At 40.8% G+C, this 23,582-nt stretch carries 20 protein-coding genes, 4 tRNA genes and 1 other annotated feature; of the genes, 19 read left to right on the plus strand and 5 right to left on the minus strand.

Annotated features, from left to right (window positions below; all coding sequences use genetic code 11):
* The first annotated feature begins 428 nt into the window (after positions 1-428).
* The 8 genes from alaS to luxS all read left to right on the plus strand — a co-directional run bounded on the left by alaS (position 429) and on the right by luxS (position 6,911).
* The gene (alaS, locus tag M1E96_RS04380) at positions 429-3,056 is read left to right on the plus strand and encodes an alanine--tRNA ligase (RefSeq protein WP_369427382.1); all 2,628 of its coding nucleotides are present in this window, start codon (positions 429-431) and stop codon (positions 3,054-3,056) included.
* Positions 3,057-3,284: 228 nt separating this feature from the next.
* Positions 3,285-3,470, plus strand: coding sequence for a carbon storage regulator CsrA (csrA, locus tag M1E96_RS04385; RefSeq protein WP_004264815.1), 186 nt, complete (start codon positions 3,285-3,287; stop codon positions 3,468-3,470).
* Between the two features lie 517 nt (positions 3,471-3,987).
* Positions 3,988-4,080 (plus strand) — tRNA-Ser (locus M1E96_RS04390).
* Between the two features lie 12 nt (positions 4,081-4,092).
* Positions 4,093-4,169 (plus strand) — tRNA-Arg (locus M1E96_RS04395).
* A 96-nt stretch (positions 4,170-4,265) separates the two neighbouring features.
* Positions 4,266-4,342, plus strand: a tRNA-Arg gene (locus M1E96_RS04400).
* An 88-nt stretch (positions 4,343-4,430) separates the two neighbouring features.
* A tRNA-Arg gene (locus tag M1E96_RS04405) sits at positions 4,431-4,507 on the plus strand.
* A gap of 173 nt (positions 4,508-4,680) precedes the next feature.
* Positions 4,681-6,240, plus strand: a complete 1,560-nt coding sequence (gene gshA / locus M1E96_RS04410; protein WP_272580300.1) for a glutamate--cysteine ligase — start codon at positions 4,681-4,683, stop codon at positions 6,238-6,240.
* Between the two features lie 155 nt (positions 6,241-6,395).
* A complete protein-coding gene (gene luxS / locus M1E96_RS04415; RefSeq protein ID WP_272580299.1) occupies positions 6,396-6,911 on the plus strand; it encodes an S-ribosylhomocysteine lyase in 516 nt (171 codons plus the stop codon).
* A gap of 61 nt (positions 6,912-6,972) precedes the next feature.
* On the opposite strand, the gene M1E96_RS04420 is transcribed toward luxS, so the two are convergent.
* On the minus strand, positions 6,973-8,262 hold the full coding sequence (locus M1E96_RS04420) for a CNNM domain-containing protein (RefSeq protein ID WP_070926494.1): 1,290 nt from the start codon (positions 8,260-8,262) through the stop codon (positions 6,973-6,975).
* 50 nt (positions 8,263-8,312) lie between these two features.
* Positions 8,313-9,104: an inner membrane protein YpjD gene (locus M1E96_RS04425; protein ID WP_070926492.1), complete on the minus strand. Its 792-nt coding sequence runs from the start codon at positions 9,102-9,104 to the stop codon at positions 8,313-8,315.
* A 551-nt stretch (positions 9,105-9,655) separates the two neighbouring features.
* Between M1E96_RS04425 and ffh the strand changes: the two genes are divergently transcribed.
* From ffh to M1E96_RS04470, 9 genes are all read left to right on the plus strand, one after another.
* The gene (ffh, locus tag M1E96_RS04430) at positions 9,656-11,017 is read left to right on the plus strand and encodes a signal recognition particle protein (RefSeq protein ID WP_070926489.1); all 1,362 of its coding nucleotides are present in this window, start codon (positions 9,656-9,658) and stop codon (positions 11,015-11,017) included.
* A 136-nt stretch (positions 11,018-11,153) separates the two neighbouring features.
* Positions 11,154-11,402 carry a 30S ribosomal protein S16 gene (gene rpsP / locus M1E96_RS04435; protein WP_140181997.1) on the plus strand — a complete coding sequence of 83 codons (249 nt, stop codon included), beginning with the start codon at positions 11,154-11,156 and terminating at the stop codon, positions 11,400-11,402.
* An 18-nt stretch (positions 11,403-11,420) separates the two neighbouring features.
* Positions 11,421-11,969 carry a ribosome maturation factor RimM gene (gene rimM, locus M1E96_RS04440; RefSeq protein ID WP_070926485.1) on the plus strand — a complete coding sequence of 183 codons (549 nt, stop codon included), beginning with the start codon at positions 11,421-11,423 and terminating at the stop codon, positions 11,967-11,969.
* Between the two features lie 38 nt (positions 11,970-12,007).
* A complete protein-coding gene (trmD, locus tag M1E96_RS04445) occupies positions 12,008-12,754 on the plus strand; it encodes a tRNA (guanosine(37)-N1)-methyltransferase TrmD (protein WP_070926483.1) in 747 nt (248 codons plus the stop codon).
* Positions 12,755-12,819: 65 nt separating this feature from the next.
* Entirely contained in the window at positions 12,820-13,173 is a 354-nt protein-coding gene (rplS, locus tag M1E96_RS04450) for a 50S ribosomal protein L19 (protein ID WP_004914006.1), read from the plus strand.
* Between the two features lie 486 nt (positions 13,174-13,659).
* Positions 13,660-14,754: a 3-deoxy-7-phosphoheptulonate synthase gene (locus M1E96_RS04455; RefSeq protein ID WP_070926482.1), complete on the plus strand. Its 1,095-nt coding sequence runs from the start codon at positions 13,660-13,662 to the stop codon at positions 14,752-14,754.
* A gap of 14 nt (positions 14,755-14,768) precedes the next feature.
* Positions 14,769-15,890 (plus strand): bifunctional chorismate mutase/prephenate dehydrogenase, encoded by a 1,122-nt coding sequence (tyrA, locus tag M1E96_RS04460; protein ID WP_140181995.1) that lies wholly within the window; start codon positions 14,769-14,771, stop codon positions 15,888-15,890.
* A 420-nt stretch (positions 15,891-16,310) separates the two neighbouring features.
* Positions 16,311-17,008, plus strand: a protein-coding gene (locus M1E96_RS04465; protein ID WP_104872948.1) for an IS1 family transposase whose coding sequence is annotated in 2 segments (ribosomal slippage) — positions 16,311-16,560 and positions 16,560-17,008 — 699 coding nt in all. Because the reading frame shifts where the segments join, the coding sequence is not laid out codon by codon here.
* Between the two features lie 57 nt (positions 17,009-17,065).
* A complete protein-coding gene (locus M1E96_RS04470; RefSeq protein ID WP_070926480.1) occupies positions 17,066-18,616 on the plus strand; it encodes a methyl-accepting chemotaxis protein in 1,551 nt (516 codons plus the stop codon).
* Positions 18,617-18,676: 60 nt separating this feature from the next.
* On the opposite strand, the gene pheA is transcribed toward M1E96_RS04470, so the two are convergent.
* The 3 genes from pheA to bamD all read right to left on the minus strand — a co-directional run bounded on the left by pheA (position 18,677) and on the right by bamD (position 21,710).
* Entirely contained in the window at positions 18,677-19,849 is a 1,173-nt protein-coding gene (gene pheA, locus M1E96_RS04475) for a bifunctional chorismate mutase/prephenate dehydratase (RefSeq protein WP_272580298.1), read from the minus strand.
* A 26-nt stretch (positions 19,850-19,875) separates the two neighbouring features.
* Positions 19,876-19,997, minus strand: a sequence feature (Phe leader region).
* A gap of 142 nt (positions 19,998-20,139) precedes the next feature.
* Positions 20,140-20,469, minus strand: coding sequence for a ribosome-associated translation inhibitor RaiA (raiA, locus tag M1E96_RS04480; RefSeq protein ID WP_272580297.1), 330 nt, complete (start codon positions 20,467-20,469; stop codon positions 20,140-20,142).
* Positions 20,470-20,978: 509 nt separating this feature from the next.
* The gene (gene bamD / locus M1E96_RS04485; protein WP_070926474.1) at positions 20,979-21,710 is read right to left on the minus strand and encodes an outer membrane protein assembly factor BamD; all 732 of its coding nucleotides are present in this window, start codon (positions 21,708-21,710) and stop codon (positions 20,979-20,981) included.
* 138 nt (positions 21,711-21,848) lie between these two features.
* Here bamD and rluD point away from each other — a divergent pair, with 138 nt between their 5' ends.
* Entirely contained in the window at positions 21,849-22,826 is a 978-nt protein-coding gene (rluD, locus tag M1E96_RS04490; RefSeq protein ID WP_070926472.1) for a 23S rRNA pseudouridine(1911/1915/1917) synthase RluD, read from the plus strand.
* Positions 22,826-23,560, plus strand: a complete 735-nt coding sequence (gene yfiH, locus M1E96_RS04495) for a purine nucleoside phosphorylase YfiH (RefSeq protein WP_272580296.1) — start codon at positions 22,826-22,828, stop codon at positions 23,558-23,560. Before rluD ends, yfiH begins: the two co-directional genes overlap by 1 nt.
* The last annotated feature ends 22 nt before the right edge of the window (positions 23,561-23,582 follow it).

The raw sequence follows: 23,582 nt of genomic DNA on the forward strand, positions 1-23,582 counted from the left end.
TAAGTAAATTATAAACGCCACCCAAAAAAAGAGTGGCGTTTTTTTGTTTCTCGTTTGAGCTATAATAGAGCGCGATGTTGGTTTTCTGTGGAAAAATAGCCAATTGAAAGGTATAAACATACTTTCAGAAAATATTTAGACGCTTTACAATGAAAGCAACGAATGGATGTAGCTATTACACTCAATCATTCAAAATGCAGTGAAATGGCCAATGAATACATTATCTATGACATCATAAATAGTGTGCTCAATGAAAATGAAAGTAGCCAACAGTACTGTGATTTTGGGGATGTGAGTATAAATTTTACTTCTACGCAAAGAGACTTTATCTTATCAGTCACTTTTTAATCGGAGAGTTGATTAGAGGTGATGTTACATTCCATCTCAACAATTCGTAATTTAGTTTCCAGCTTGAAATCGGGATAAATATGAGTAAAAGCACCGCTGAGATCCGTCAAGCGTTTCTCGACTTTTTTCATACGAAAGGTCACCAAGTGGTAAGTAGCAGTTCGCTAGTACCAAATAATGACCCAACATTATTGTTCACAAACGCAGGGATGAACCAGTTCAAAGATGTATTTCTTGGTCTGGATAAAAGAGCATATTCCCGAGCGACAACCGCACAAAGATGCGTGCGAGCAGGTGGTAAACATAACGATTTAGAAAACGTCGGCTATACTGCCCGTCACCACACTTTTTTTGAAATGCTTGGTAACTTCAGCTTTGGCGATTACTTTAAGCATGATGCAATCAATTTTGCATGGGAACTATTAACAGGGAAAGAATGGTTCAACCTGCCAAAAGAAAAATTGTGGGTCACTGTGTATGCAACTGATGATGAAGCTTATGAAATCTGGAACAAAGAAGTCGGTATTCCGGTAGAGCGCATCATTCGTATCGGTGATAATAAAGGCGCACCATACGCATCTGATAACTTCTGGCAGATGGGTGACACCGGTCCATGCGGTCCATGTACTGAGATTTTCTATGATCATGGCGATCATATCTGGGGTGGCCCTCCAGGAAGTGCTGAAGAAGATGGCGATCGTTATATTGAAATTTGGAACATTGTTTTCATGCAATTCAATCGCCAGTCAGATGGTACGATGGATCCATTACCAAAACCTTCTGTCGATACAGGCATGGGGCTAGAACGTATTGCAGCGGTATTGCAGCACGTTAATTCAAACTATGACATCGATATTTTCCGTGATTTGATCGCAGCTGCTGCGAGCGCAACAGGCTCTCAGGATCTGTCGAACAAATCATTGCGTGTTATTGCCGATCACATCCGTTCTTGTGCATTCCTGATTAGCGATGGGGTTATTCCATCAAATGAAGGTCGTGGTTATGTGCTACGTCGTATTATCCGTCGTGCTGTGCGCCATGGTTATATGCTGGGGGCAAAAGATACCTTTTTCTACAAGCTAGTGGCGCCATTAATTAAAGTGATGGGGGCTGCGGCGGATGAGCTTGCACGTCAACAAGCTATGGTTGAAAAAGTTCTTAAAACAGAAGAAGAACAGTTTGCACGTACATTAGAACGTGGTCTTCAATTGCTTGATGAAGAACTCGCAGTACTTAAGGGTGACACTTTAGATGGTGAGACGGCATTCCGTTTATATGATACTTATGGCTTCCCCATCGATTTAACTGCGGACGTGTGTCGTGAGCGTAATCTTAAGGTCGATGAAGAAGGCTTTGAGCGTGCAATGGAAGATCAGCGCCGCCGTGCGAGAGAGTCTAGTGGTTTTGGTACCGATTATAATTCATTAATCAAGGTCGAAAAACACAGTGAATTCTCTGGTTATGCTTATAATGAACAATTAGCCACCATTACTGCGCTTTATAAAGATGGCCAACCAGTTGATTCATTGAATGCTGGTGATGAAGGGTTGGTCATTTTAGATAAAACTGCATTTTATGCCGAATCAGGCGGTCAAGTCGGTGATACTGGCTTGTTACGTAATGATAGTGGTAGTTTTATTGTTACTGATACACAAAAGTATGGTCAAGCGATCGGTCATATTGGTAAAGTTGAGTCTGGCACATTAGTGATTAACCATCGTATTGATGCGAAAATTGATGTGGAAAGACGTGACGCTATTCGTCTTAACCACTCAGCAACACACTTATTGCATGCTGCACTGCGTCAAGTTCTTGGTGATCATGTGTCGCAGAAAGGTTCTTTAGTTAATGATAAATATCTCCGTTTCGATTTTTCACATTTCGAAGCGATGACAGCAGAACAGCTACGTCAGGTAGAAGATATCGTTAACGTACAAATTCGTAAGAATACGTCCATTGATACGGAACTTATGGATTTAGAGAGTGCGAAAGCTAAAGGTGCGATGGCATTGTTTGGTGAGAAATATGAAGAGCGCGTACGTGTTTTAAGTATGGGCGATTTCTCAATTGAGCTTTGTGGTGGTACTCATGCTAGCCGTACCGGTGATATCGGTTTATTCCGTATTTTGAGTGAGTCGGGAACCGCCGCAGGTGTTCGTCGTATTGAGGCAACAACAGGTGAATGCGCACTTGAAAGTGTTCACAGCCAATCCGAACAACTGAATGCGATTGCTCATCTCTTAAAAGGCGATATGAATAGCCTAGTTGAGAAAGTAAAATCTGCATTGGATAAATCGCGCCAATTAGAAAAAGAGATTTTGCAATTAAAAGATCAACAAGCATCTCAAGAAAGTGCTTCACTAAGTAGCCAAGCAAAAGATATCAAAGGCGCTAAATTACTTGTAAGCCAACTTAATAACACAGAGCCTAAGCTTTTGAGAACAATGGTTGATGACCTGAAAAATCAGTTGAAATCTGCGATTATCGTGCTTTCAACAACAAGTGGTGATAAAGTCAGTGTAATTGTTGGTGTAACAAATGATTTGACTGCTAAAATAAAAGCTGGTGATTTGATATCGTATGTTGCACAACAAGTAGGTGGTAAAGGTGGTGGTCGCCCAGATATGGCGCAAGCTGGGGGTACTGATGCTAGTGCATTACCAGCTGCTATGGCAAGCGTAGAAGAATGGGTGAGCTCACGGCTCTAAGCATATAGTGACGTTGCCTCATGCACCGTGAGGCAACTTTGCTTGTTGCAACATTGTTAATGTGTTGTGGGTAGTGTTATATTTTGTATGTATATAATTAAAATGATTGCCTTGATGGCATCGATGCTTTAGGTGTATATCATTGCTTTACGTTTTCACGGTGTGTGATGGACAATAGCGGGGGAAACCTAGAGACCCGACTCTTTATAATATTTCAAGGAGCAAAGAATGCTTATTCTGACTCGTCGAGTTGGTGAAACACTCATGATAGGCGATGAGGTAACAGTTACTGTACTGGGAGTAAAAGGCAATCAAGTTCGTATTGGTGTCAATGCCCCAAAAGAAGTTTCTGTTCACCGTGAAGAAATTTATCAACGGATCCAGGCCGAAAAGACTCAACCAGATAATCAATAATAATGAATAAGCGTCCAAATTTTGACCCACACAGCGAAAATGGACGCTTGTCTTTCATTGGAAAGCCAGCCGTATAATGAATTGTCATAATTATAGTGTGACTATTCATCAACTCAAATTTCGCATCGACGATATTCGTATCAATCCTTTCACTCATCATTTGAGCTGTTGCTAAATTTTAATTACCTGCTGTTTTTTTATGCTAGATGTGTTGTTCTGTTTTTGAGCAAGCATCACAGCAGAAATTGTTGCTTAATATGTTTAATTCTATGTGTTGCAATTTGGGGTGAGAAAGATATGCGCAGGGTAAATTTTTAGTGGCTAAAAAAAGAGTAAAATTAAGCCGTGATGAATGCGATTTTCGATGCTAAACTAATCATCTTGCTTGTGAAATGTGCAAACAGTCATTAGAAACCAAAAAGTTTGGAAAAATTGTTTGACTTCTAAGGTCAGGAAAGTAATATGTGCGCCACACAGAGACGAGATGTTGAAAAACAAATCGTGTGTGACTAAAAACGGTGAGGTGGCCGAGAGGCTGAAGGCGCTCCCCTGCTAAGGGAGTATGCGGTCAAAAGCTGCATCGAGGGTTCGAATCCCTCCCTCACCGCCATTTTAGATTGCTGCATCCGTAGCTCAGCTGGATAGAGTACTCGGCTACGAACCGAGCGGTCGGAGGTTCGAATCCTCCCGGATGCACCATATTTAACCCTGTGAGTGATACTGATGGGGTTTTGTTTTGGTTTTTAGCGACCAAAACATAGCAGTAACTGATGAAGTAGAGTTTGATATTGTAATGCATCCGTAGCTCAGCTGGATAGAGTACTCGGCTACGAACCGAGCGGTCGGAGGTTCGAATCCTCCCGGATGCACCACCTATTAGTGATATTCTCACATATCAAATATTCCCTTATTAAACAGTATTGCTAGTTATTGATTAACTCATATCAATAAAAGAATTATGCATCCGTAGCTCAGCTGGATAGAGTACTCGGCTACGAACCGAGCGGTCGGAGGTTCGAATCCTCCCGGATGCACCAGAACAAGAAGCTCCTCAATGAGGGGCTTTTTTTTCATCCTGAAGTTGACTATTCTTTATTATTTCAATACCCATTCAAGATAAACCACACATCTAGACAGCGACAATTTCCTTCATTTAAGCTAAAGTAAGCACCTTACTAAAATAAAATTACATCACAGGCGGGAGGTCGATTTGATCCCGGACGTATCTAAAGCGCTCTCATGGTTAGAGGCGCACCCTGAAGCACTGAATGGCATTCAGCGTGGTATTGAGCGTGAAACATTACGTGTTACTCCGAAAGGTTCTATTGCTGAAACTTTGCATTCGGAAGAATTGGGGAAAGCTTTAACACATAAATGGATCACGACAGATTTTGCTGAGCCCCTACTTGAGTTCATTACTCCTGTGGATAAAAGTATTGGACATAGTTTGGCTTTTCTTAGGGATTTGCACCGATATACAGCGCGTCATCTTCATAATGAAAGAATGTGGCCATTAAGCATGCCTTGTTTCATTGAAAATGAAGAGAAGATCACACTTGCACAGTATGGGGCATCGAATATTGGCCGCTTCAAAAATTTATATCGTGAAGGGTTAAAACACCGTTATGGTGCATTGATGCAGACTATTGCTGGTGTTCATTATAACTTCTCTTTGCCAATTGAGTTTTGGCAAGCGTGGGCGGGTGTTAAAGATGCTGAAAGTGGTAAAGCGCAAATCTCTGATGGTTATTTACGCCTAATCAGAAACTATTATCGTTTTGGTTGGGTTATCCCTTACTTATTTGGCGCTTCCCCTGCGATTTGTGGTTCATTCCTTAAGGACAGAAACACTAAATTAACTTTTGATAAGACTGAAAAAGGAACCTATTACTTACCGTATGCAACTTCATTACGAATGAGTGATTTAGGCTACACAAATAAGTCTCAGAGCGATTTAAACATCACGTTTAATGATTTAGATAGCTACGTAGCAGGTTTAAAGAAAGCGATTTACAAGCCGTCTGAGGAGTTTGCAGCGCTAGGGACTAAAAAAGACGGTAAATATATTCAGTTGAATACTAACGTGCTGCAAATTGAAAATGAATTGTATGCGCCTATCCGCCCGAAACGTGTGCCTAAAGGTGACGAATCACCGTCAGATGCGTTATTGCGTGGTGGTATCGAATACATTGAAGTTCGTGCTTTAGACATCAACCCTTTTAATGCGATTGGTGTTGATGAAACCCAGACTCGTTTCCTTGATCTATTTTTGATTTGGTGTGTGCTAGCTGATGCACCAGAAATGGATACTCAAGAATTAGACTGTAGCCGTAAAAACTGGAGTCGAGTGATCCTTGAGGGGCGTAAACCAGGCCAAGTCATTGGTATTGGCTGTGGTAGTGAAATGAAGCCTCTTGTTGAGGTGGGGCAGCAATTATTTAAGGATCTGATCCGTGTTGCTGAAGTGCTTGATACTTGTTGTGATGCTAAGTATCAAGAGGTATGCCATCAGTTTGTTTCAATGTTTGAAGATCCAAAATTAACCTACTCGGCGCTAGTTATGGATAAAATGCTTGAGCAAGGTATTGGTGGTTATGGTTTAGAGCTGGCAGAAAAATACTATCAAGAGCTAATTAGTGAACCTTATGAAGTGATCACTGAAGAGCAGTTTGAAGCCGCTCGGGTAGCTTCCATTGAAAAACAAGCTATGATTGAAAAAGAAGAGACTGAGAGTTTTGAAGATTACTTGCATAAGCACGCAGGTCGTTAAAAGAAAATGGCCACACTAGGTGGCCAAACAAAAATCTCTTAGAGAATTAGGGATGATAACAAATTTGCGCGTCTTTCATTAAGTAAGACTCGACGATTTCAAAATAGTTTCATTTTTTTCGCAAATAAAAAATAATTTTTTCAGGAGGTCAATAAATGCCGTTATTAGACAGTTTTACTGTAGATCACACGCGTATGGCTGCGCCTGCCGTCCGAGTCGCAAAAACCATGAAAACTCCAAATGGGGATACGATCACTGTATTCGATTTGCGCTTCACTGTGCCTAACAAAGAGGCTATGACGGAAAAAGGCACTCATACTCTTGAGCACTTATTTGCAGGTTTCATGCGTAACCATCTGAATGGCAATGGTGTCGAAATTATTGATATCTCGCCAATGGGCTGCCGTACAGGCTTTTATATGAGTTTGATTGGTCAACCTGATGAGCAGCGTGTTGCAGATGCATGGAAAGGTGCGATGCAAGATGTGTTAAAAGTGCAAGATCAAAATAAGATCCCTGAGCTAAATGTTTATCAGTGTGGAACATTTAAAATGCATTCATTGGAAGAAGCACAACAAATCGCTCGCAATGTATTGGCATCTGAGATCCTTATTAATAAAAATGAGGAGCTTGCATTACCAGCCGAAAAATTGACTGAGCTACATATCTAGCTCAGCATTTTTAAAACAAACTGCACCTAACCTATTATTTTAAAAGAGGAGGTGCGGTTTTTTATTGTTGTGTCATAACAGAAGCGGTTGTTGCAAGAGGGGTAATTTTAACTTGCTTAATGATGTTGTCGCTGATCAGCAATACTTCCACTAAATAATTACCAATCACAATTTGCTCTTGTAACTCAGGAATATCGCCAATAGCTTCTAATACCATACCATTTATGGTTCTTGGGCCATCAATTGGCAGGTGCCAATCAAACGCTTTATTCAGGTCGCGAATATTTGCTGTACCATCAACTAAAACGCTACCGTCGCTTTGTGGTAAAACTTCTTCCGCTAATGAGGGTGACATTGAAGTCGTAAAGTCACCGACAATTTCTTCTAAAATATCCTCAACAGTAATTAGGCCTTGGATCTCGCCATATTCATCAACGATGATGCCAATTTTTTCTTTATTGTGTTGGAAATTAATTAGTTGGATGCTTAACGGCGTGCTGTTAGGAATAAAATAAATATTATCAGCAGCCTTAATTAGGTTCTGTTTATTGAATTCGCGTTTTTCCATCATCATGCGATAGGCTTCGCGTACACGTAAAATACCAATAGCATCATCAAGAGAGTCACGATAGAGCACGATGCGACCGTGTGGTGAGTGTGTTAGCTGGCGAATGATAGACTTCCAGTCATCATTGACATCTATGCCGACAATTTCATTTCTTGGCAACATAATGTCACCCACGGTGACTTTCTCAAGATCCAATATGGAAATTAGCATGTCTTGGTTGCGGCGGCTGAGCTTGGCTTTTGATTCATTAACGATAGTTCTCAGCTCTTCTTTACTTACCGCGTCGCTACGAATAATCGGGGATTTTATACCGCATATCCGCATAAATAATAATGTGATTTTGTTGAAGGTCCAAACCACTGGGAGCATGATTTTTTGTAGTGGTTTTAAAATATAACTACTAGGAAAAGCAATTTTTTCTGGGTACAGCGCAGCTATGGTTTTAGGCATAACTTCAGCGAAAACGAGTATCACAAAGGTCAAAATACCAGTAGCAATAGCGACACCTGCGTTACCATACAAACGCATACCGATAATGGTCGCGAGTGATGAAGCAACTATATTGATCAAGTTATTGCCGATCAAAATTAAGCTGATGAGTTTATCGGGATGCCTAAGTAACTTTTCAACACGTTTAGCTGAGCGATTACCTTGTTTGGCGAGGTGCTTTAGGCGATAGCGATTTAGCGTCATCATGCCTGTTTCTGAGGCTGAAAAATACGCAGACATCACGATCAAAACCACTAATATAATGATAAGCGTACCAGTAGATACGTGATCCAAAACTAGTTTCCTTATGCTATGTCGATAAGATTATTTTATTAGTTTTTTTGTTAAGGTACCATAACTTGCTGTATCAACCGATTACCGAAAAAAGCCATTGTAAGAATTAATGCCCCAGCAACATGGAAAAATAGAACTCGTTTACCTCTCCATCCGCCTTGGAAGTGACCCCACAGTAAAATAATATAAACGAACCAAGCAATAACAGATAACACAGACTTATGAATGTTTTCTTTATCAAAGATATTATCCATATAAATAAAGCCAGTGCATAAGGTTAAGGTGAGCAGAATGACACCGACTTGTGTGATATGGAACATTTTGCGTTCAACCACCATCATGGGAGGCATATCAGAACTGAACTTGAGTGTTTTATTTTTTAATTGGTAATCAATCAAGGCAACTTGGAAGGCATAAAGCGCAGCGATTAATAGTGTTGCATAACTGAGTAAAGCTAACCCAATATGGATAAATAAAGGAACGCTAGCTTCTAAGTGTGTAATAAATTCACCGGGCATAATTGTCGAAAGCATTAAATTAATAATCGCAAAGCTATAGACAATAGGGGTAAGGTACCAAGCCCTACCTTTGTATGCTACGACAGTCATAATGATACACATCAGCAAGCTGACTGCGGAACCCAAATTCAATAATGTGAGGTTTTGCCCTCCATCTCCACGAAAAATAAGTAACTTTAGCGTTATTGCATGTGTGATCAGTGCAATAACTGCCAATAAAAGGGCGAGCTGGCGATACATAGGCTGCTTACGAACCTGACCAGGAACAATCAGAGACAGGCTGAGCAGGTATGTACAAACTGCTATGACTGCAAATACGGGCATAGTATAGTGTCGTTATTCATTTTAAGTGGATAATGTTAAGTAGTATAACTCGTGCAGCTGTAGGCTCCAACCATTGGTCACATTAATAAGCCTCTTCTTAAATTGTTAACGATATCGAAGAGCCCTTTTTTTTGATTTTACTCATCCTATTTAGATAGATAAGTAAATTGGAACGCTGGCCGACTAAATCAACCTTAAACAGGGTGAAGCGAAACCGCATCAGGTATGGTACACTACGGCAAAAAGTTTTGGCGTTGGTTTTATACTCGTCATACTTCAAGCTGCGGCGCTTTGCGTTAAGGTATATGCGTTAAGCTATAGTAGCTACTACTCGCTACTTGCCACATAGTTCTCTATGCTTCTAGCGATCAATTCATTCGTTGCTGCACGATGAATTATTTAGAGCATAGGTATTGGCGGTTATTTGCCTTTCTAAAAGATAAATAATAAAAAAGTTGCCTAAATTAGCCACTATGTACTTGCATTTTGCAGTATGAATAACCAAATCTAGCTTTGACAGTAGGCCCTTAAACAGAATTGAGCTAAGACATATGTTTGATAATTTAACTGACAGACTATCGCGCACTTTGCGCAACATCAGCGGGCGTGGTCGTCTGACTGACGATAATATTAAAGATACACTGCGTGAAGTTCGCATGGCTTTGCTGGAAGCAGACGTTGCTTTGCCCGTTGTCCGTGAATTTATTCAAAAAGTAAAAGACAGTGCCGTTGGCCAAGATGTCAATAAAAGTTTAACCCCGGGCCAAGAGTTCATCAAAATTGTTCAAAATGAACTCACAAATGCGATGGGGGAAGAGAACCATCAGTTAAATCTTTCTGCTCAACCGCCTGCGGTTGTGCTTATGGCTGGTTTACAAGGTGCGGGTAAAACAACCAGTGTCGCTAAGCTAGGTAAACATTTAAAAGAGAAACAAAAGAAAAAAGTTTTAGTTGTTTCAGCTGACGTCTATCGCCCTGCGGCGATCAAACAGCTAGAGACATTAGCGCAGTCAGTTGGAATTGATTTCTTCCCATCTGATGCACAAGAAAAGCCTGCTGCTATCGTACAAAAAGCCTTAAAACATGCCCAATTGCAGTTTTATGATGTATTGCTGGTGGATACCGCGGGTCGCTTACACGTCGATGAAGCTATGATGGATGAAATTAAAGAAGTCCATCGTATTATCAATCCTGTCGAAACTCTGTTTGTTGTTGATGCAATGACGGGGCAGGATGCGGCGAATACAGCAAAAGCCTTTAATGAAGCCCTACCTTTAACTGGGGTCGTGCTGACTAAAGTGGATGGTGATGCACGCGGTGGTGCGGCTTTATCCATTCGTGCAATTACTGGTAAACCTATCAAGTTCTTAGGGGTAGGGGAAAAAACCGATGCACTGGAGCCATTCCACCCTGAGCGTGTAGCTTCACGTATTTTAGGCATGGGCGACGTATTATCGCTGATTGAAGAGATTGAACATAAAGTTGACCGTGACGAAGCGGAAAAACTGGCGAAAAAACTCAAAACGGGTGATAGTTTTGATTTAAATGATTTTCTCAATCAATTAAAGCAAATGCGCAACATGGGTGGCATGGCCAGTATGATGAGTAAGATCCCTGGTATGTCACAAGTTCCTGATGCTGTTAAGTCTCAGATGGATGATAAAATCACCATTCGTATGGAGGCGATTATCAACTCAATGACGCGCAAAGAACGAGAAAAACCTGAGATTATCAAAGGGTCTCGTAAGCGTCGTATTGCAGCGGGTTCAGGAACTAACGTGCAAGAAGTTAACCGTCTTTTGAAGCAGTTTGATGATATGCAACGCATGATGAAGAAGATGAAAAAAGGCGGTCTTGCTAAGATGATGCGTGGTATGAAAGGAATGATGCCACCGGGTTTTCCGGGGCGTTAAGTAATGAAGCTAGAAAGAATATGCACTTTTGATTGATTTTTGCGTCAAAGTGAGTAAAATTTTCGGGCTTTTTATATGACAACCGGACTCTATCCCTCGATGGAGTCTGGTTGTTTTATTAACTAATGAGGATGTTATGGTAACAATTCGTTTATCTCGTGGCGGCGCAAAAAAGCGTCCGTTCTACCAAATCGTTGTAACCGATAGCCGCAATGCGCGTGACGGTCGTTTTATCGAGCGTATCGGTTTCTTCAACCCAATCGCTTCAGGTCAAGCAGAAGAACTGCGTTTAGACTTAGATCGTATCGAGCACTGGGTTGGCCTGGGTGCAACTGTTTCTGACCGTGTTGCACAACTGGTCAAACAAGCTAAAAAAGCAGCTTAATCTGTCACGGTGGTAACAATGAGCAAGCAAGTAAATCTAGCGACACCTACTAATCCAATTGTTTTGGGTAAACTAGGCGCAGCATATGGAATTCGTGGTTGGCTCAAAGTTTTTTCGTCCACCGAACATGCTGAAAGTATTTTTGATTATCAACCTTGGTTTATTCAGCGTTCTGGTCAATGGCAACACATCGAACTGGAAGATTGGAAACACCACAACAAAGACATTATTGTTAAGCTCAAAGGGGTCGATGACCGCGATGAAGCTGCGCTCTTGACTAATTTTGAGATTGTTGTTGATTCAACGCAACTCCCTGAATTAGATAACAACGAGTACTACTGGAAAGACCTTATGGGTTGTCATGTAGTGACGTTGCAAGGGTACGACCTTGGTACCATCACTGATATGATGGAAACTGGGTCAAATGATGTGATTGTGATAAAGGCAAATCTAAAAGATGCATTTGGCATCAAGGAGCGGTTGGTTCCGTTTCTTGATGGGCAGGTTATCAAGAAAGTCGATCTCAAATCTAAACTGATTGAAGTTGATTGGGATCCTGGTTTTTAAATCTCCGGTTGAACGGTTTTTATGAGTGGGACTAAATCATGTGGATTGGTGTAATTAGCCTGTTTCCCGAAATGTTCCGCGCAATAACCGAGTACGGGGTAACTAGTCGGGCAGTGAAAAATGGCCTGATGTCTGTTGAATGCTGGAATCCGCGGGACTTTACCCACGATAGGCATAAAACAGTGGATGATCGTCCTTATGGCGGTGGTCCAGGCATGCTGATGATGGTGCAACCTTTAAAGGATGCTATCAACGCAGCAAAAGCTGAGGCGGGTGAAGGCGCGAAAGTGATTTATCTGTCACCTCAGGGGCGCAAACTCAGTCAAGACGGTGTTTGTGAGTTGGCAACGAATAAGAAGTTAATTCTTGTTTGTGGTCGATATGAAGGTATTGATGAACGGATCATTCAAACCGAAATTGACGAAGAATGGTCAATCGGTGATTACGTTCTCAGTGGTGGGGAACTCCCTGCTATGGTGTTGATAGATTCTGTATCTCGGTTTATACCTGGGGTGCTAGGTCATCAAGCTTCTGCGCAAGAAGACTCTTTTGCAGATGGTTTGTTAGATTGTCCACACTATACTCGCCCTGAAGTTTTAGACGGCATGCAAGTACCTGATGTTTTACTATCAGGTAATCATGCAAAGATAGATAGCTGGCGCATGAAGCAATCACTTGGCCGTACCTGGCTTAGAAGACCTGAGCTTCTGGAAAGCCTAGCTCTGACTGACGAGCAGAGGATGTTGCTAGCTGAATTTCAACGTGAATATCAGCTTGAGCAATAAGTGAATCCAGACAATTAAATTAATTGTCTAACATATATCAGTTTACCTAGGGTAAGAGAATTATTATGAGCAACATTATTAAACAACTTGAACAAGAGCAGATGAAGCAGGACGTACCTTCATTCCGTCAGGGTGATACTGTGGAAGTTAAGGTATGGGTCGTAGAAGGCTCTAAAAAACGTCTGCAGGCATTTGAGGGCGTGGTTATCGCTATTCGTAACCGCGGTCTGCACTCTGCATTCACTGTTCGTAAAATTTCTAACGGCGAAGGTGTTGAGCGCGTATTCCAAACTCACTCTCCAGTCGTAGATAGCATCGCTGTTAAACGTCGTGGTGCCGTTCGCAGAGCTAAACTGTACTACCTGCGTGAGCGTTCTGGTAAGGCAGCTCGTATTAAAGAGCGTCTGAACGCCAAGTAATACGCTTTCGCACATCCGAAAGTTATAGATAAGGCTCGTGCTGAGTAAGCACGAGCCTTTATATATCCGCATACTCATCATATTTCAAATCGCAGCGTTGTTGGCTGTATTCACTCGCGACTCATCACATACTCATATACGCTCCTAGCGTCTCACACCACCTAGCTACAGCTTGAACTGTCGCAGCGATCCTTTCTGCTGTTCATTAAGATATAATTAATTTTATTGGTTAAACTGATTTTTATTATCTAGATGTAAATATAAAATTACACTTATTGTGTTTTTGTGTGTTTTTGTGTGTTTTTTGAGCAATTTAAAATGATTGATATGTAAATAATTTGTTTAATATTAATTATTTATATTTTTGTTCATTTAAATTTACAGTATTGTAATTATTTTACATTAATGGATTGTAATCTTTACGTTGCGTGGTATGTTAGTCCTTAACGCACAAAAAATATATAAACAGTTAAGTAGGTAATAAAAATGATCATGCAAAAAGATGTACTCAATAATGTGAATATTCATGATGAACAGGTTTTAATTACACCTGAAGCTCTGAAACAGAAGTTTCCTCTGAGTAACAATAACCTGCATGCTATCGCGGCCTCACGTAAAACTATTGCTGATATTATTCATCAGCGTGACCCGCGCTTGCTCGTGGTATGTGGTCCTTGTTCTATTCATGATGTTGATGCGGCGATTGAATACGGTCAGCGTCTACAAAAACTTGCAGCTGAGCTGAATGACAGTTTATATATTGTGATGCGTGTTTATTTTGAAAAACCTCGTACAACCGTGGGTTGGAAAGGACTAATCAGCGATCCTGCGATGGATGGCTCATTTGATATGGAAACAGGCCTACATATTGCTCGTGATTTATTGACCAACTTGGTGAATATGGGGCTACCTTTGGCAACTGAGGCTTTAGATCCAAATAATCCACAATACTTAGGGGATCTATTTAGCTGGTCTGCAATCGGTGCAAGAACAACTGAATCACAAACTCACCGTGAGATGGCTTCAGGTTTATCAATGCCTGTTGGATTTAAAAATGGTACTGATGGTAGCTTATCTACTGCTATCAATGCGATGAAAGCTGCATCAATGCCACACAGATTTATGGGCATCAATCAGTCTGGCCAAGTTAGCTTGCTGCATACTAAAGGTAATGATAACGGGCACGTGATTTTACGTGGTGGTAAAACACCAAATTACAGCGCTGAAGATATTGCCGCTTGTGAAGCTGAAATGAAAAAAGCGGGGCTTGAACCGTCATTAATGGTGGATTGTAGCCACGGTAATTCAAATAAAGACTACCGTCGTCAGCCATTAGTTGTTGATTCAATCATTGAACAAATTACTAATGGAAATCAGTCAATAACGGGTATTATGTTAGAAAGCCATTTACATGAAGGTAATCAAACATCAGAACAACCACGTGATGCGATGAAATATGGTGTATCAGTCACTGATGCTTGCATTGATTGGGAAACAACAGAAGTGGTACTGCGCAAACTTCATCAAGCGTTATTACCTGTGCTTGAAGAGCGCGCAGAAAAATTTGAAATTGCGAGTTAATACAAGGTATAGGTATGTCTGTTGAATTATCTCATCTGAGAGATCAAATTGATGAAGTTGATAAATCATTATTAGATTTATTGGCTAAACGCTTACAGCTGGTAGCCGAAGTCGGTGAAGTTAAGAGTCAACATGGTTTACCGATTTATGTGCCTGAGCGGGAGTCAAGTATGTTGGCTGCCCGCCGCCAAGAGGCTGAGCGAATGGGGATCCCTGCTGATTTAATTGAAGATATACTTCGTCGTATTATGCGAGAATCCTACGCTCGTGAAAATGACAAAGGTTTTAAAACGCTAAAGCCAGATGCCGGCCCAATTGTGATTGTAGGTGGTGACGGTAAAATGGGGCGGTTATTTAACCGCTTACTAACGTTGTCAGGCTACCAAGTAAAAACATTAGGTGAGCAAGATTGGCCTCAAGCCACCTCTATTGTATCGGGTGCAAGCGTTGTCATTGTCAGTGTGCCAATACATACAACGGTAGAAATTATTCATAAGCTACCTAAATTAGATAAAGAAACGATCCTTATTGATATCGCATCAGTGAAGCGTCAGCCTCTTGAAGCGATGCTTGCGGTACATGAAGGTCCTGTCCTTGGTTTACACCCTATGTTTGGTCCTGATGTTGGTAGTGTTGCAAAACAAGTGTTTGCATTTTGCGACGGAAGAGATAGTGGTGCTTATCAGTGGTTTCTTGAACAGCTACAGGTTTGGGGGGCTCGCTTGAAAAAAATTACTGCGAACGACCACGATCGCAATATGAGCTTTATTCAGGCATTACGCCATTTCACCACCTTTACCTATGGTCAAAATTTAGCGGAGGAGCATGTAGATCTCCAGCAGTTGCTGGATCTATCATCTCCAATCTATCGTTTAGAGCTGGCTATGGTTGGGCGCTTATTTGCCCAAGATCCGCAGTTGTATGCGGATATTATTATGTCATCAGATGAAAATATTGAATTGATCCGCCGTTACTATCAATTATTTGGCGAATCGATTGAAATGCTGGAACGCAAGGATAAAGCTGAATTTATACAGCAATTTAATAAAGTCAGTGAGTGGTTTGGTGAAGATGCTCACCACTTCATGAAGGAAAGTCAGTCTCTATTGCAAAGAGCTAACGATAATCGTAAATAATACTTGTTATAGCCCCAATTGGGGCTATATTTTTGATACTTCAAGTTGCAGTACTTTTCGTTAAGATGTAAATAACGCATTCACTAATTGTCTAACGGCACCTACCAATATGTAGAGGATATATTTCCCTACAAAATCGTACGAAGCAAATTATTAAGCCATCACGCTCTTTTTTACTATGTGCATGTGATTTTACTTATTACTGCATTCCATAACTTAACATACCAATAAATATACTAATGTTAGTGACTAACTCTCTATTAGCTCCAGTTAATTGGTTTATAGGTTGAACATTTTAAAATTGAGCGATTTTGATAATAAAGTTAGTTGATTATTTACCGATATTAATGCCCATGAAATGGTCATGTATTCAATCCGGTGATTAACCTGTAATATAGGGTAATTTATCGGAGAATATTCATGGCTAAAGTCGATGTAAGGTGCCCATTTTGTCAACAAACGCCCCCAGTGAAAAAACATGGATTAGGTAGCACTGGTCATCAACGTTATCGTTGCCAAGATTGCTGCCGAAGCTTCCAACTCGATTATAAATATCGTGCTTGCCAACCCGGAACTAAAGATAAAATTATCGACCTCACGATGAATAATGCCGGTATTCGTGATACTGCTAGGGCCCTTCATATCAGCATTAATGCGGTTGTTCGTACTTTAAAAAACTCTCGCCTAGACAGGTAACCTCTTTACCTCTTGATAATCTGCACATTGAACTCCTTTGCGAGGTCGATGAACAGTGGTCTTTTGTGACTAATAAGAAGCAACAACGCTGGCTTTGGTATGCGTGGGAGCCCCGCCTAAAACGGATTATTGCTCATACGTTTGGTCGTCGAAACAAAAGGACTCTTCGCCAGTTACTGGCTTTACTGTCTAGGTTTAATGTCGCTTTTTGGTGCACGGATAAGTTCAGTGCTTATGAGATATTGCCCAAGCAGAAACATGTAGCAAGTAAGTTTTATACGCAACGAATAGAAAGAGAGAATTTGAATCTGAGAAACCGCTTGAAGCGCCTTAACCGTAAGACGTTAGGTTACTCGAAGTCACCTGAAATGCATGACAAAATTATCGGGACATTCATTGAACGTGAACACTATCTATTATGATGATCTCTATATTGAATACACGACCCATGAAATGATTAATTGGTCGGTGAGGAATCTATGTCCCTGAAGGATATGAAAATTGGTGTAAAACTATCGATTGCATTCGCTTTCTTTATTTTACTTATGTTATTGAGTTCAACATTTTCTCTAATCAGTTTAAATAGAGCGAATGATGGAATTCAGACGGTTATTTATAAAGATTATCCAATGACTGTTAAGGCTAATCAGCTAATGGATAATTTTTATTCTTATATTGGCATACAAGAGTTAATTTTACTGGATGATAGAGACAGTGAAAGACGTCGAAACGAACTAAGCAAAATCAGTGAGAATGTGGCACAGCTGTTGAAGGAGCTTGATGATCATGCAACAGATCAACAGTCTATTAGCGTACTTGAACAGATCTATGATGTTCGCGATCGTTTTCTTCAATCCCAATCTCGTTTGAATCGCTTTTTAGCCAATAATGATCGCCGTGCAGCTATTGATGAAATGATGAATAAAACATCGGCTATTCAACGTGAATATCGTGAAAAAGTACAAAACTTTATTGAGGTACAAAATCACAAAATGCAGCAAGCGGGCATTGTTGTTAATGATGAATACAATTTTAATAAATATTTCTTAATTATATTAGCGCTGATTAGTATTGCGCTTGGTTGTGTGATTGGCTGGTTTATGACCCGATCAATTACTCGCCCACTTGGAAAAGCGGTAGCTTTTGCTCAAGCCATCGCTGAAGGTGATTTAACGCAACATGTAGAAATCAAATATCGTGATGAAACCGGTATATTACTTCAAGCATTGTTGGAAATGAAAAAACGTTTATTGGAGATTGTGCTGGAAGTCCAAAATGGGTCAGAAAGTATTTCTGCGGCGGCGGGGCAAATTGTTGCTGGCAACCAAAATCTCGCAGCAAGAACAGAGGAGCAAGCAACCTCTGTCGAAGAGACGGCGAGTTCGATGGAACAGATCACATCAACAGTACAAAATACGGCTGAACACACCCATCAAGCCACCCAGCTTGCTGCTGATACTGCACTAGTCGTTACGAATAATGGCAAAATGATGAATCGAGTGACTGATAAAATGCGTGCTATTAATGCATCATCAAGTCAAATGACTGATATTATTAATTTAATCGATTCTATAGCCTTTCAAACTAATATCCTCGCATTGAATGCCTCTGTTGAGGCTGCTAGGGCGGGCGAGCATGGACGTGGTTTCGCTGTTGTTGCGGGAGAGGTTCGACTCTTAGCACAAAAAAGTGCTAATTCAGCTAATGATATTAGAGTATTAATTGAAAATTCACTCACAGAAACGAAAGAGGGGATGGAGTTAGTTGAAAATGTGGAAACGCAAATTCATGGTATGGTCAAAAATGTTGAAGAGATGGATAAACGTTTGCAAGAAATAGGACAAGCTAGCCATGAGCAAAGTGCAGGGATCTTGCAAATTAATAGTGCTGTAGGGCAATTAGATGCCACAACACAACAAAATGCCAGCTTGGTTGAGCAATCTGTTGCTGCCGCTGGAGCATTGGAGCAGCAAGCCTTACACCTTAAACAGCTAGTTAATTATTTTCGTGTTGACCTTTCAATGCATTAATTGAAAGTTTGATATCAATAAAAGCCAGTTAGTCAATTACTGGCTTTTATGTACCAAGATCTAAGGGGTAATTTTTTCAGGCTCAACAGGAACAATATTTTCTGATGGGTAACAACCTAAAATTTTAATTGAGCGTGTAATGGTCGATAGATCTTTGAGTGCTTGTTGCATATTTTCGGTGCGAAGGTTGGAGTGCACATCAATATAAAACATCTCTTCCCATGGCTTACCATTAATAGGGCGTGATTCAAGCTTGCTCATGATGATCTTATTATTTTTTAAGATAACTAACGCATCTACCAGAGCCCCTGCTTGTTGACCTGTGGTAATCAGTAGTGTCGTTTTCGCAGGGACTTGCTCAGTAACTTCAATTGCTTGTGGAGCAACAACAATAAACCGAGTCATATTAATTTGCTGGTTGGCTAAGTTATGCTCTAGAACTTGTAAATTATAGAGCGCACCGCCTGCTTCGCTGCCAAGTGCTGCAACATTTGGTGAATTTTGTTGAGCCACTTTTTGCATTGCTGTTGAGGTGCTGTCGCAATACTCGATTTTCCAATGAGGATATTGTGAGAGATATTGGCTGCATTGTTGGAACGGTTGAGGATGACTATAAACTGTATCTATTTTGCTAAGATCTGTATCACAGGATGTTAGCAAGCAATGGTTAATCGGTAAGCGGATTTCACCGACAATCGATAATGTGGTGTTTTGTAATAGGTCATAAACATCATTGATTGCCCCTGAACTGGTATTTTCAATCGGTAAAATACCATAGTCAGCTTGACCGCTTTCAACAAGAGAAAATATATCTTGGAATTTATGGCAGCTGCACTCAACAAGTTGGTCAAAGTGTCTAGCTGAATATTGACGGGCTGCGATGTGTGAGTAGGAGCCTTTAGGGCCTAAAAATGCAAATCGTGCTGAATCACTGGGTGTTAGATTGAGATGTTGCTGTAGGATAGCTTGTTGTGTAAGAACCGAATCCTCGATGATCATTTGAAATAGTCGGGTGACATAAAAACCGTCTAAGCCTAGCGGTTTTGCTTGGTCGATCAAAACATCCAATAATTGGCGCTCGCGTTCTTTATCTCGTATTGGGCGGTTATCTTCTAGCTTTGTTTGTGCGACTTCAACGGCATAGCCGCGTCTCTTAGCCAGTAGGCCAAGAAGTTCACTGTCCAATTGGCTGATTTTTTCACGTACTTTCAGTAAATTAGTGCTGTTATCCATCCTACCTACCCTTAAAACATCAGTGAATAAAAAAAGCCCCTATTTAGAGGGGCTTTAAATCTTGTCTTCTTTTATTTCTCGAACGACAAAAGCCCCTTAGTAGGAGTTGCTAAAGAAAGAAAAGAAACCAAGATTCATATTCATAATTAATACCATAATTGCAGAGTGTTCTCTTAAATAGAACTGATAGTTAACTGGATGTCAACAAAAAAGAAGTTGTACCATCAAAAAACGCGCCCATGATGAGCGCGTTGGAAAGGTTTCAAGATAAGTTTGTAGATAATATAAAATTATAACGTAACAAGGTTCGCTTCTTTTACACTATTGTTGGCCCTTCTTGATTCTCCTTTGTGTTGTGCTTTATTGAGTTGTCTTTCGAGTTTGTTAATTAATTCATTGATTGCGACATACATATCTTCATGTTTGGCGCTTGCAACCAGTTTACCTGTGGCTGTTTTAATATTGGCATCCACCATAAAGCCTTGTGGTTCTTTCGATAATACAACATGAGTATTAATCAAAGAAACTTGCCATTTGTCGAGTTTAGTCAGACGGCTCTCAATGTGATCTCGGATAGCGGGGGTAATATCCATTTGTTTGCTAGTTATGTTCACTATCATATAGTTACCTCTCATTGTTTCCGTCTTCGATGTACTCAGAATAGCGACTATTTAGTTTAAAAAATTGACCTAGATCACACTTGATACATGCAGTCCATTCTCACCATCTGAACTGTGATTTGGTATAAAAAAGTAGGGGAAAGAGATTGCCAAGTTTGAGTTCTTGAGCCAAACTGAAAAAGTTGACTATCAATACGGTTAATAGTCGGTACTGTCTTTGGGCTAAAATTTGATATATGAGTAAATAGTAGAAAATAGCCTGAAAAATCAATATATACTCGTCATACTGCAAGTTGCAGCGCTTTACGTTGAGGTATAACAACTACGCTCATTCGCACCACTTACCCACCAGTCATACCAGTCATATAGTTTTCTATGCTCCTAGTGACTCATTCGCTTGTCGCCTAGCTGCACCTCGAATTATTTAGAGCATAGTGATATTTAATCTATCTTGGATTTCCATAAAAAAACAGCAGCCGAAGCTGCTGTTTCTCAATTCTACAGCTTGATTAATTACTATTAGCGGCAATCAAGTTTGCAACTTTATTTGCTTCCGCGTTAAGCCCCATTTGATTGTAAGCTATCTCCATGTATTTTAATGCTTTTCTTGTGGCATCAGTATCTGGGTAGTCTCTTAACATTTGTTGAACTCGATTGACAACCGCGACATAGGCACCACGTTTGTTGTAATATTCAACGACGGAGAGGTCAAATCGCGCTAAACGATCTTTTAAATAGATAAGACGTTTGCTGGAATCGTTAGCATAGAGGCTGTTAGGATAGTAACGAACCAATTGGCTAAAGTCCTTAAAGGCGACTCGTGCGTGTTGAGGATCTCTATCTGAGCGGTCAATACCAAAGAAACCTTGCAATGCACTATCATCAAGTGCCATTGCAGTCAAACCACGCATATAGAGCACATAGTCAATATTTGGGTGGGTTGGGTTTAGACGCATAAAGCGGTCAATTGCAGCTATCGCCATTGGTAGTTCAGCTGATTTATAATAAGCATAAATCAGATCTAATTGTACCTGCTGGGCATATGGGCCAAATGGATAGCGGTTATCCAACGCTTCCAATTGCTTGATGGCCGCTTTGTAGTTACCATCCTGCAACTTTTGCTGGCCAACACTGTACATTTCAGCCGGGGTGCTATCAGGGCTGATTTCATTATTGCTGGAGCATCCGGTGAGTACCAGGCTCAACGTGGCGGCAGCCACCAGATATTTCATACGTATCATCACGTGTTGGTTATCCTCTGAGTGTTTCGAGGGAGACTATCCGTAAGGCTCCCGGCAAAATTCGAGTTACAATAGCATATATTTTAAATAAAACGGCCTCGCCGTCAAAACACAAACACTAAAAAAGTAGATTAATTTATGGCTCAACAAGTACAACTTAATGCAACTGTTGCTGAATCACAGCTCGGTCAACGTTTAGATCAGGCTTTAGCGGAATTGTTCCCTGATTATTCACGTTCTCGTATAAAAGAGTGGATTTTAGATGATAGAGTGCAGGTTAATGGGAAAGTTATCAATAAGCCAAAGGAAAAAGTTTTAGGTGGCGAACAAATTTTAGTCGATGCGTTGATTGAAGAGGAGAATCGTTGGGAGCCACAAGATATTCCTTTGGATGTCGTTTATGAGGATGAAGATATCTTAGTCATCAACAAACCTCGTGGTTTAGTGGTACACCCAGGTGCAGGTAACCCAGATGGCACTATCTTAAATGCATTACTATATCGTTATCCTGAAATTGTTGACGTACCACGAGCAGGGATTGTTCACCGTCTCGATAAAGACACGACTGGTTTGATGGTGGTTGCAAAAACGGTTCCTGCACAAACTCGTTTAGTTGAGTCATTACAGCTACGTGAAATCACACGTGAATATGAAGCAGTTGCCGTTGGTCGAATGACTGCGGGTGGGATGGTGGAAGAACCTATTTCGAGACATCCAACAAAACGTACTCATATGGCCGTACACCCGATGGGAAAACCTGCCGTAACACATTACCGTATCATGGAGCATTTCAGAGCACACACTCGCTTGCGCTTGCGTTTAGAAACGGGAAGAACTCACCAAATACGCGTACATATGGCACACATTAACCATCCTCTTATTGGTGATCCATTATATGGTGGCCGTCCTCGCCCATTGAAAGGTGCCAGTGAAGCATTTTTAGACGTCATGCGTAAATTTGACCGCCAAGCATTACATGCCACCATGTTACGTTTATATCATCCAATTTCAGGGATCCAAATGGAGTGGCATGCACCTTTACCAGATGATATGGTGGAACTTATCGAAGCCTTAAAGGCTGATTATCAACTACATAAAGATAATATGGACTGGTAATGAATTCACTTATTTTCCCTGATTGGCCACAACCTAGCAATATATCCAGCTGTAGCACAACTCGCCTTGGTGGTGTGAGTTTGGCGCCGTTTGATAGCCTAAATTTAGGGGATCATGTAGGTGATGACCCTGTGTTAGTCAGTGAAAATCGTTCTTTATTACAAAAATTAGCTGGCTTGCCACAGCAACCTTTGTGGCTCCAGCAAGTTCATGGAACAGAAGTTGTGTGTTTAAACAATGGTGATTGGGAAAACACCCGTGCTGATGCGGTATATACTAATCAGGTGGGGCAAGTTTGCACCATCATGACCGCAGATTGTTTACCTGTCCTTTTTTGCAGTAAAGATGGTCAAGAAGTCGCAGCTGCACATGCAGGTTGGCGTGGTTTGTGTGATGGTGTACTTGAGAATACAGCCGCTCAATTTTCATGCCCAAAAAGTGAGATTATGGCTTGGCTCGGTCCTGCCATTGGCCCTGAAAACTTTGAGGTAGGTATTGAAGTCAAGGAAGCCTTTATTAAACAATCAACGGATTTAGCATCAGGTTTTGTTCCGTACGGTGAAAAGTATTTAGCTGACATTTACTTATTAGCACGAAAAAAACTACAAGCAATAGGGATTTCATCCATTTATGGTGGCTCATTTTGTACAGTAAATGATAAAAACAGATTTTTTTCCTATCGTCGTGAGGGTAAAACGGGGCGTATGGCATCATTGATATGGATAAATAACTAGTAATTAGTGAATTGTTCCAAAT

The sequence above is a fragment of the Providencia sp. PROV236 genome (genome assembly GCF_033676985.1).
Taxonomy (GTDB): domain Bacteria; phylum Pseudomonadota; class Gammaproteobacteria; order Enterobacterales; family Enterobacteriaceae; genus Providencia; species Providencia manganoxydans.

What these genes read in the sequence shown, in the direction of transcription:
- alaS (WP_369427382.1), top strand. Translation starts at nt 429, where the DNA reads ATGAGTAAAAGCACCGCTGAGATCCGTCAAGCGTTTCTCGACTTTTTT.
- csrA (WP_004264815.1), top strand. Translation starts at nt 3,285, where the DNA reads ATGCTTATTCTGACTCGTCGAGTTGGTGAAACACTCATGATAGGCGAT.
- luxS (WP_272580299.1), top strand. Translation starts at nt 6,396, where the DNA reads ATGCCGTTATTAGACAGTTTTACTGTAGATCACACGCGTATGGCTGCG.
- M1E96_RS04425 (WP_070926492.1), bottom strand. Translation starts at nt 9,104, where the DNA reads ATGCCCGTATTTGCAGTCATAGCAGTTTGTACATACCTGCTCAGCCTG.
- ffh (WP_070926489.1), top strand. Translation starts at nt 9,656, where the DNA reads ATGTTTGATAATTTAACTGACAGACTATCGCGCACTTTGCGCAACATC.
- rpsP (WP_140181997.1), top strand. Translation starts at nt 11,154, where the DNA reads ATGGTAACAATTCGTTTATCTCGTGGCGGCGCAAAAAAGCGTCCGTTC.
- rimM (WP_070926485.1), top strand. Translation starts at nt 11,421, where the DNA reads ATGAGCAAGCAAGTAAATCTAGCGACACCTACTAATCCAATTGTTTTG.
- trmD (WP_070926483.1), top strand. Translation starts at nt 12,008, where the DNA reads ATGTGGATTGGTGTAATTAGCCTGTTTCCCGAAATGTTCCGCGCAATA.
- rplS (WP_004914006.1), top strand. Translation starts at nt 12,820, where the DNA reads ATGAGCAACATTATTAAACAACTTGAACAAGAGCAGATGAAGCAGGAC.
- M1E96_RS04455 (WP_070926482.1), top strand. Translation starts at nt 13,660, where the DNA reads ATGATCATGCAAAAAGATGTACTCAATAATGTGAATATTCATGATGAA.
- tyrA (WP_140181995.1), top strand. Translation starts at nt 14,769, where the DNA reads ATGTCTGTTGAATTATCTCATCTGAGAGATCAAATTGATGAAGTTGAT.
- M1E96_RS04470 (WP_070926480.1), top strand. Translation starts at nt 17,066, where the DNA reads ATGTCCCTGAAGGATATGAAAATTGGTGTAAAACTATCGATTGCATTC.
- pheA (WP_272580298.1), bottom strand. Translation starts at nt 19,849, where the DNA reads ATGGATAACAGCACTAATTTACTGAAAGTACGTGAAAAAATCAGCCAA.
- raiA (WP_272580297.1), bottom strand. Translation starts at nt 20,469, where the DNA reads ATGATAGTGAACATAACTAGCAAACAAATGGATATTACCCCCGCTATC.
- bamD (WP_070926474.1), bottom strand. Translation starts at nt 21,710, where the DNA reads ATGATACGTATGAAATATCTGGTGGCTGCCGCCACGTTGAGCCTGGTA.
- rluD (WP_070926472.1), top strand. Translation starts at nt 21,849, where the DNA reads ATGGCTCAACAAGTACAACTTAATGCAACTGTTGCTGAATCACAGCTC.
- yfiH (WP_272580296.1), top strand. Translation starts at nt 22,826, where the DNA reads ATGAATTCACTTATTTTCCCTGATTGGCCACAACCTAGCAATATATCC.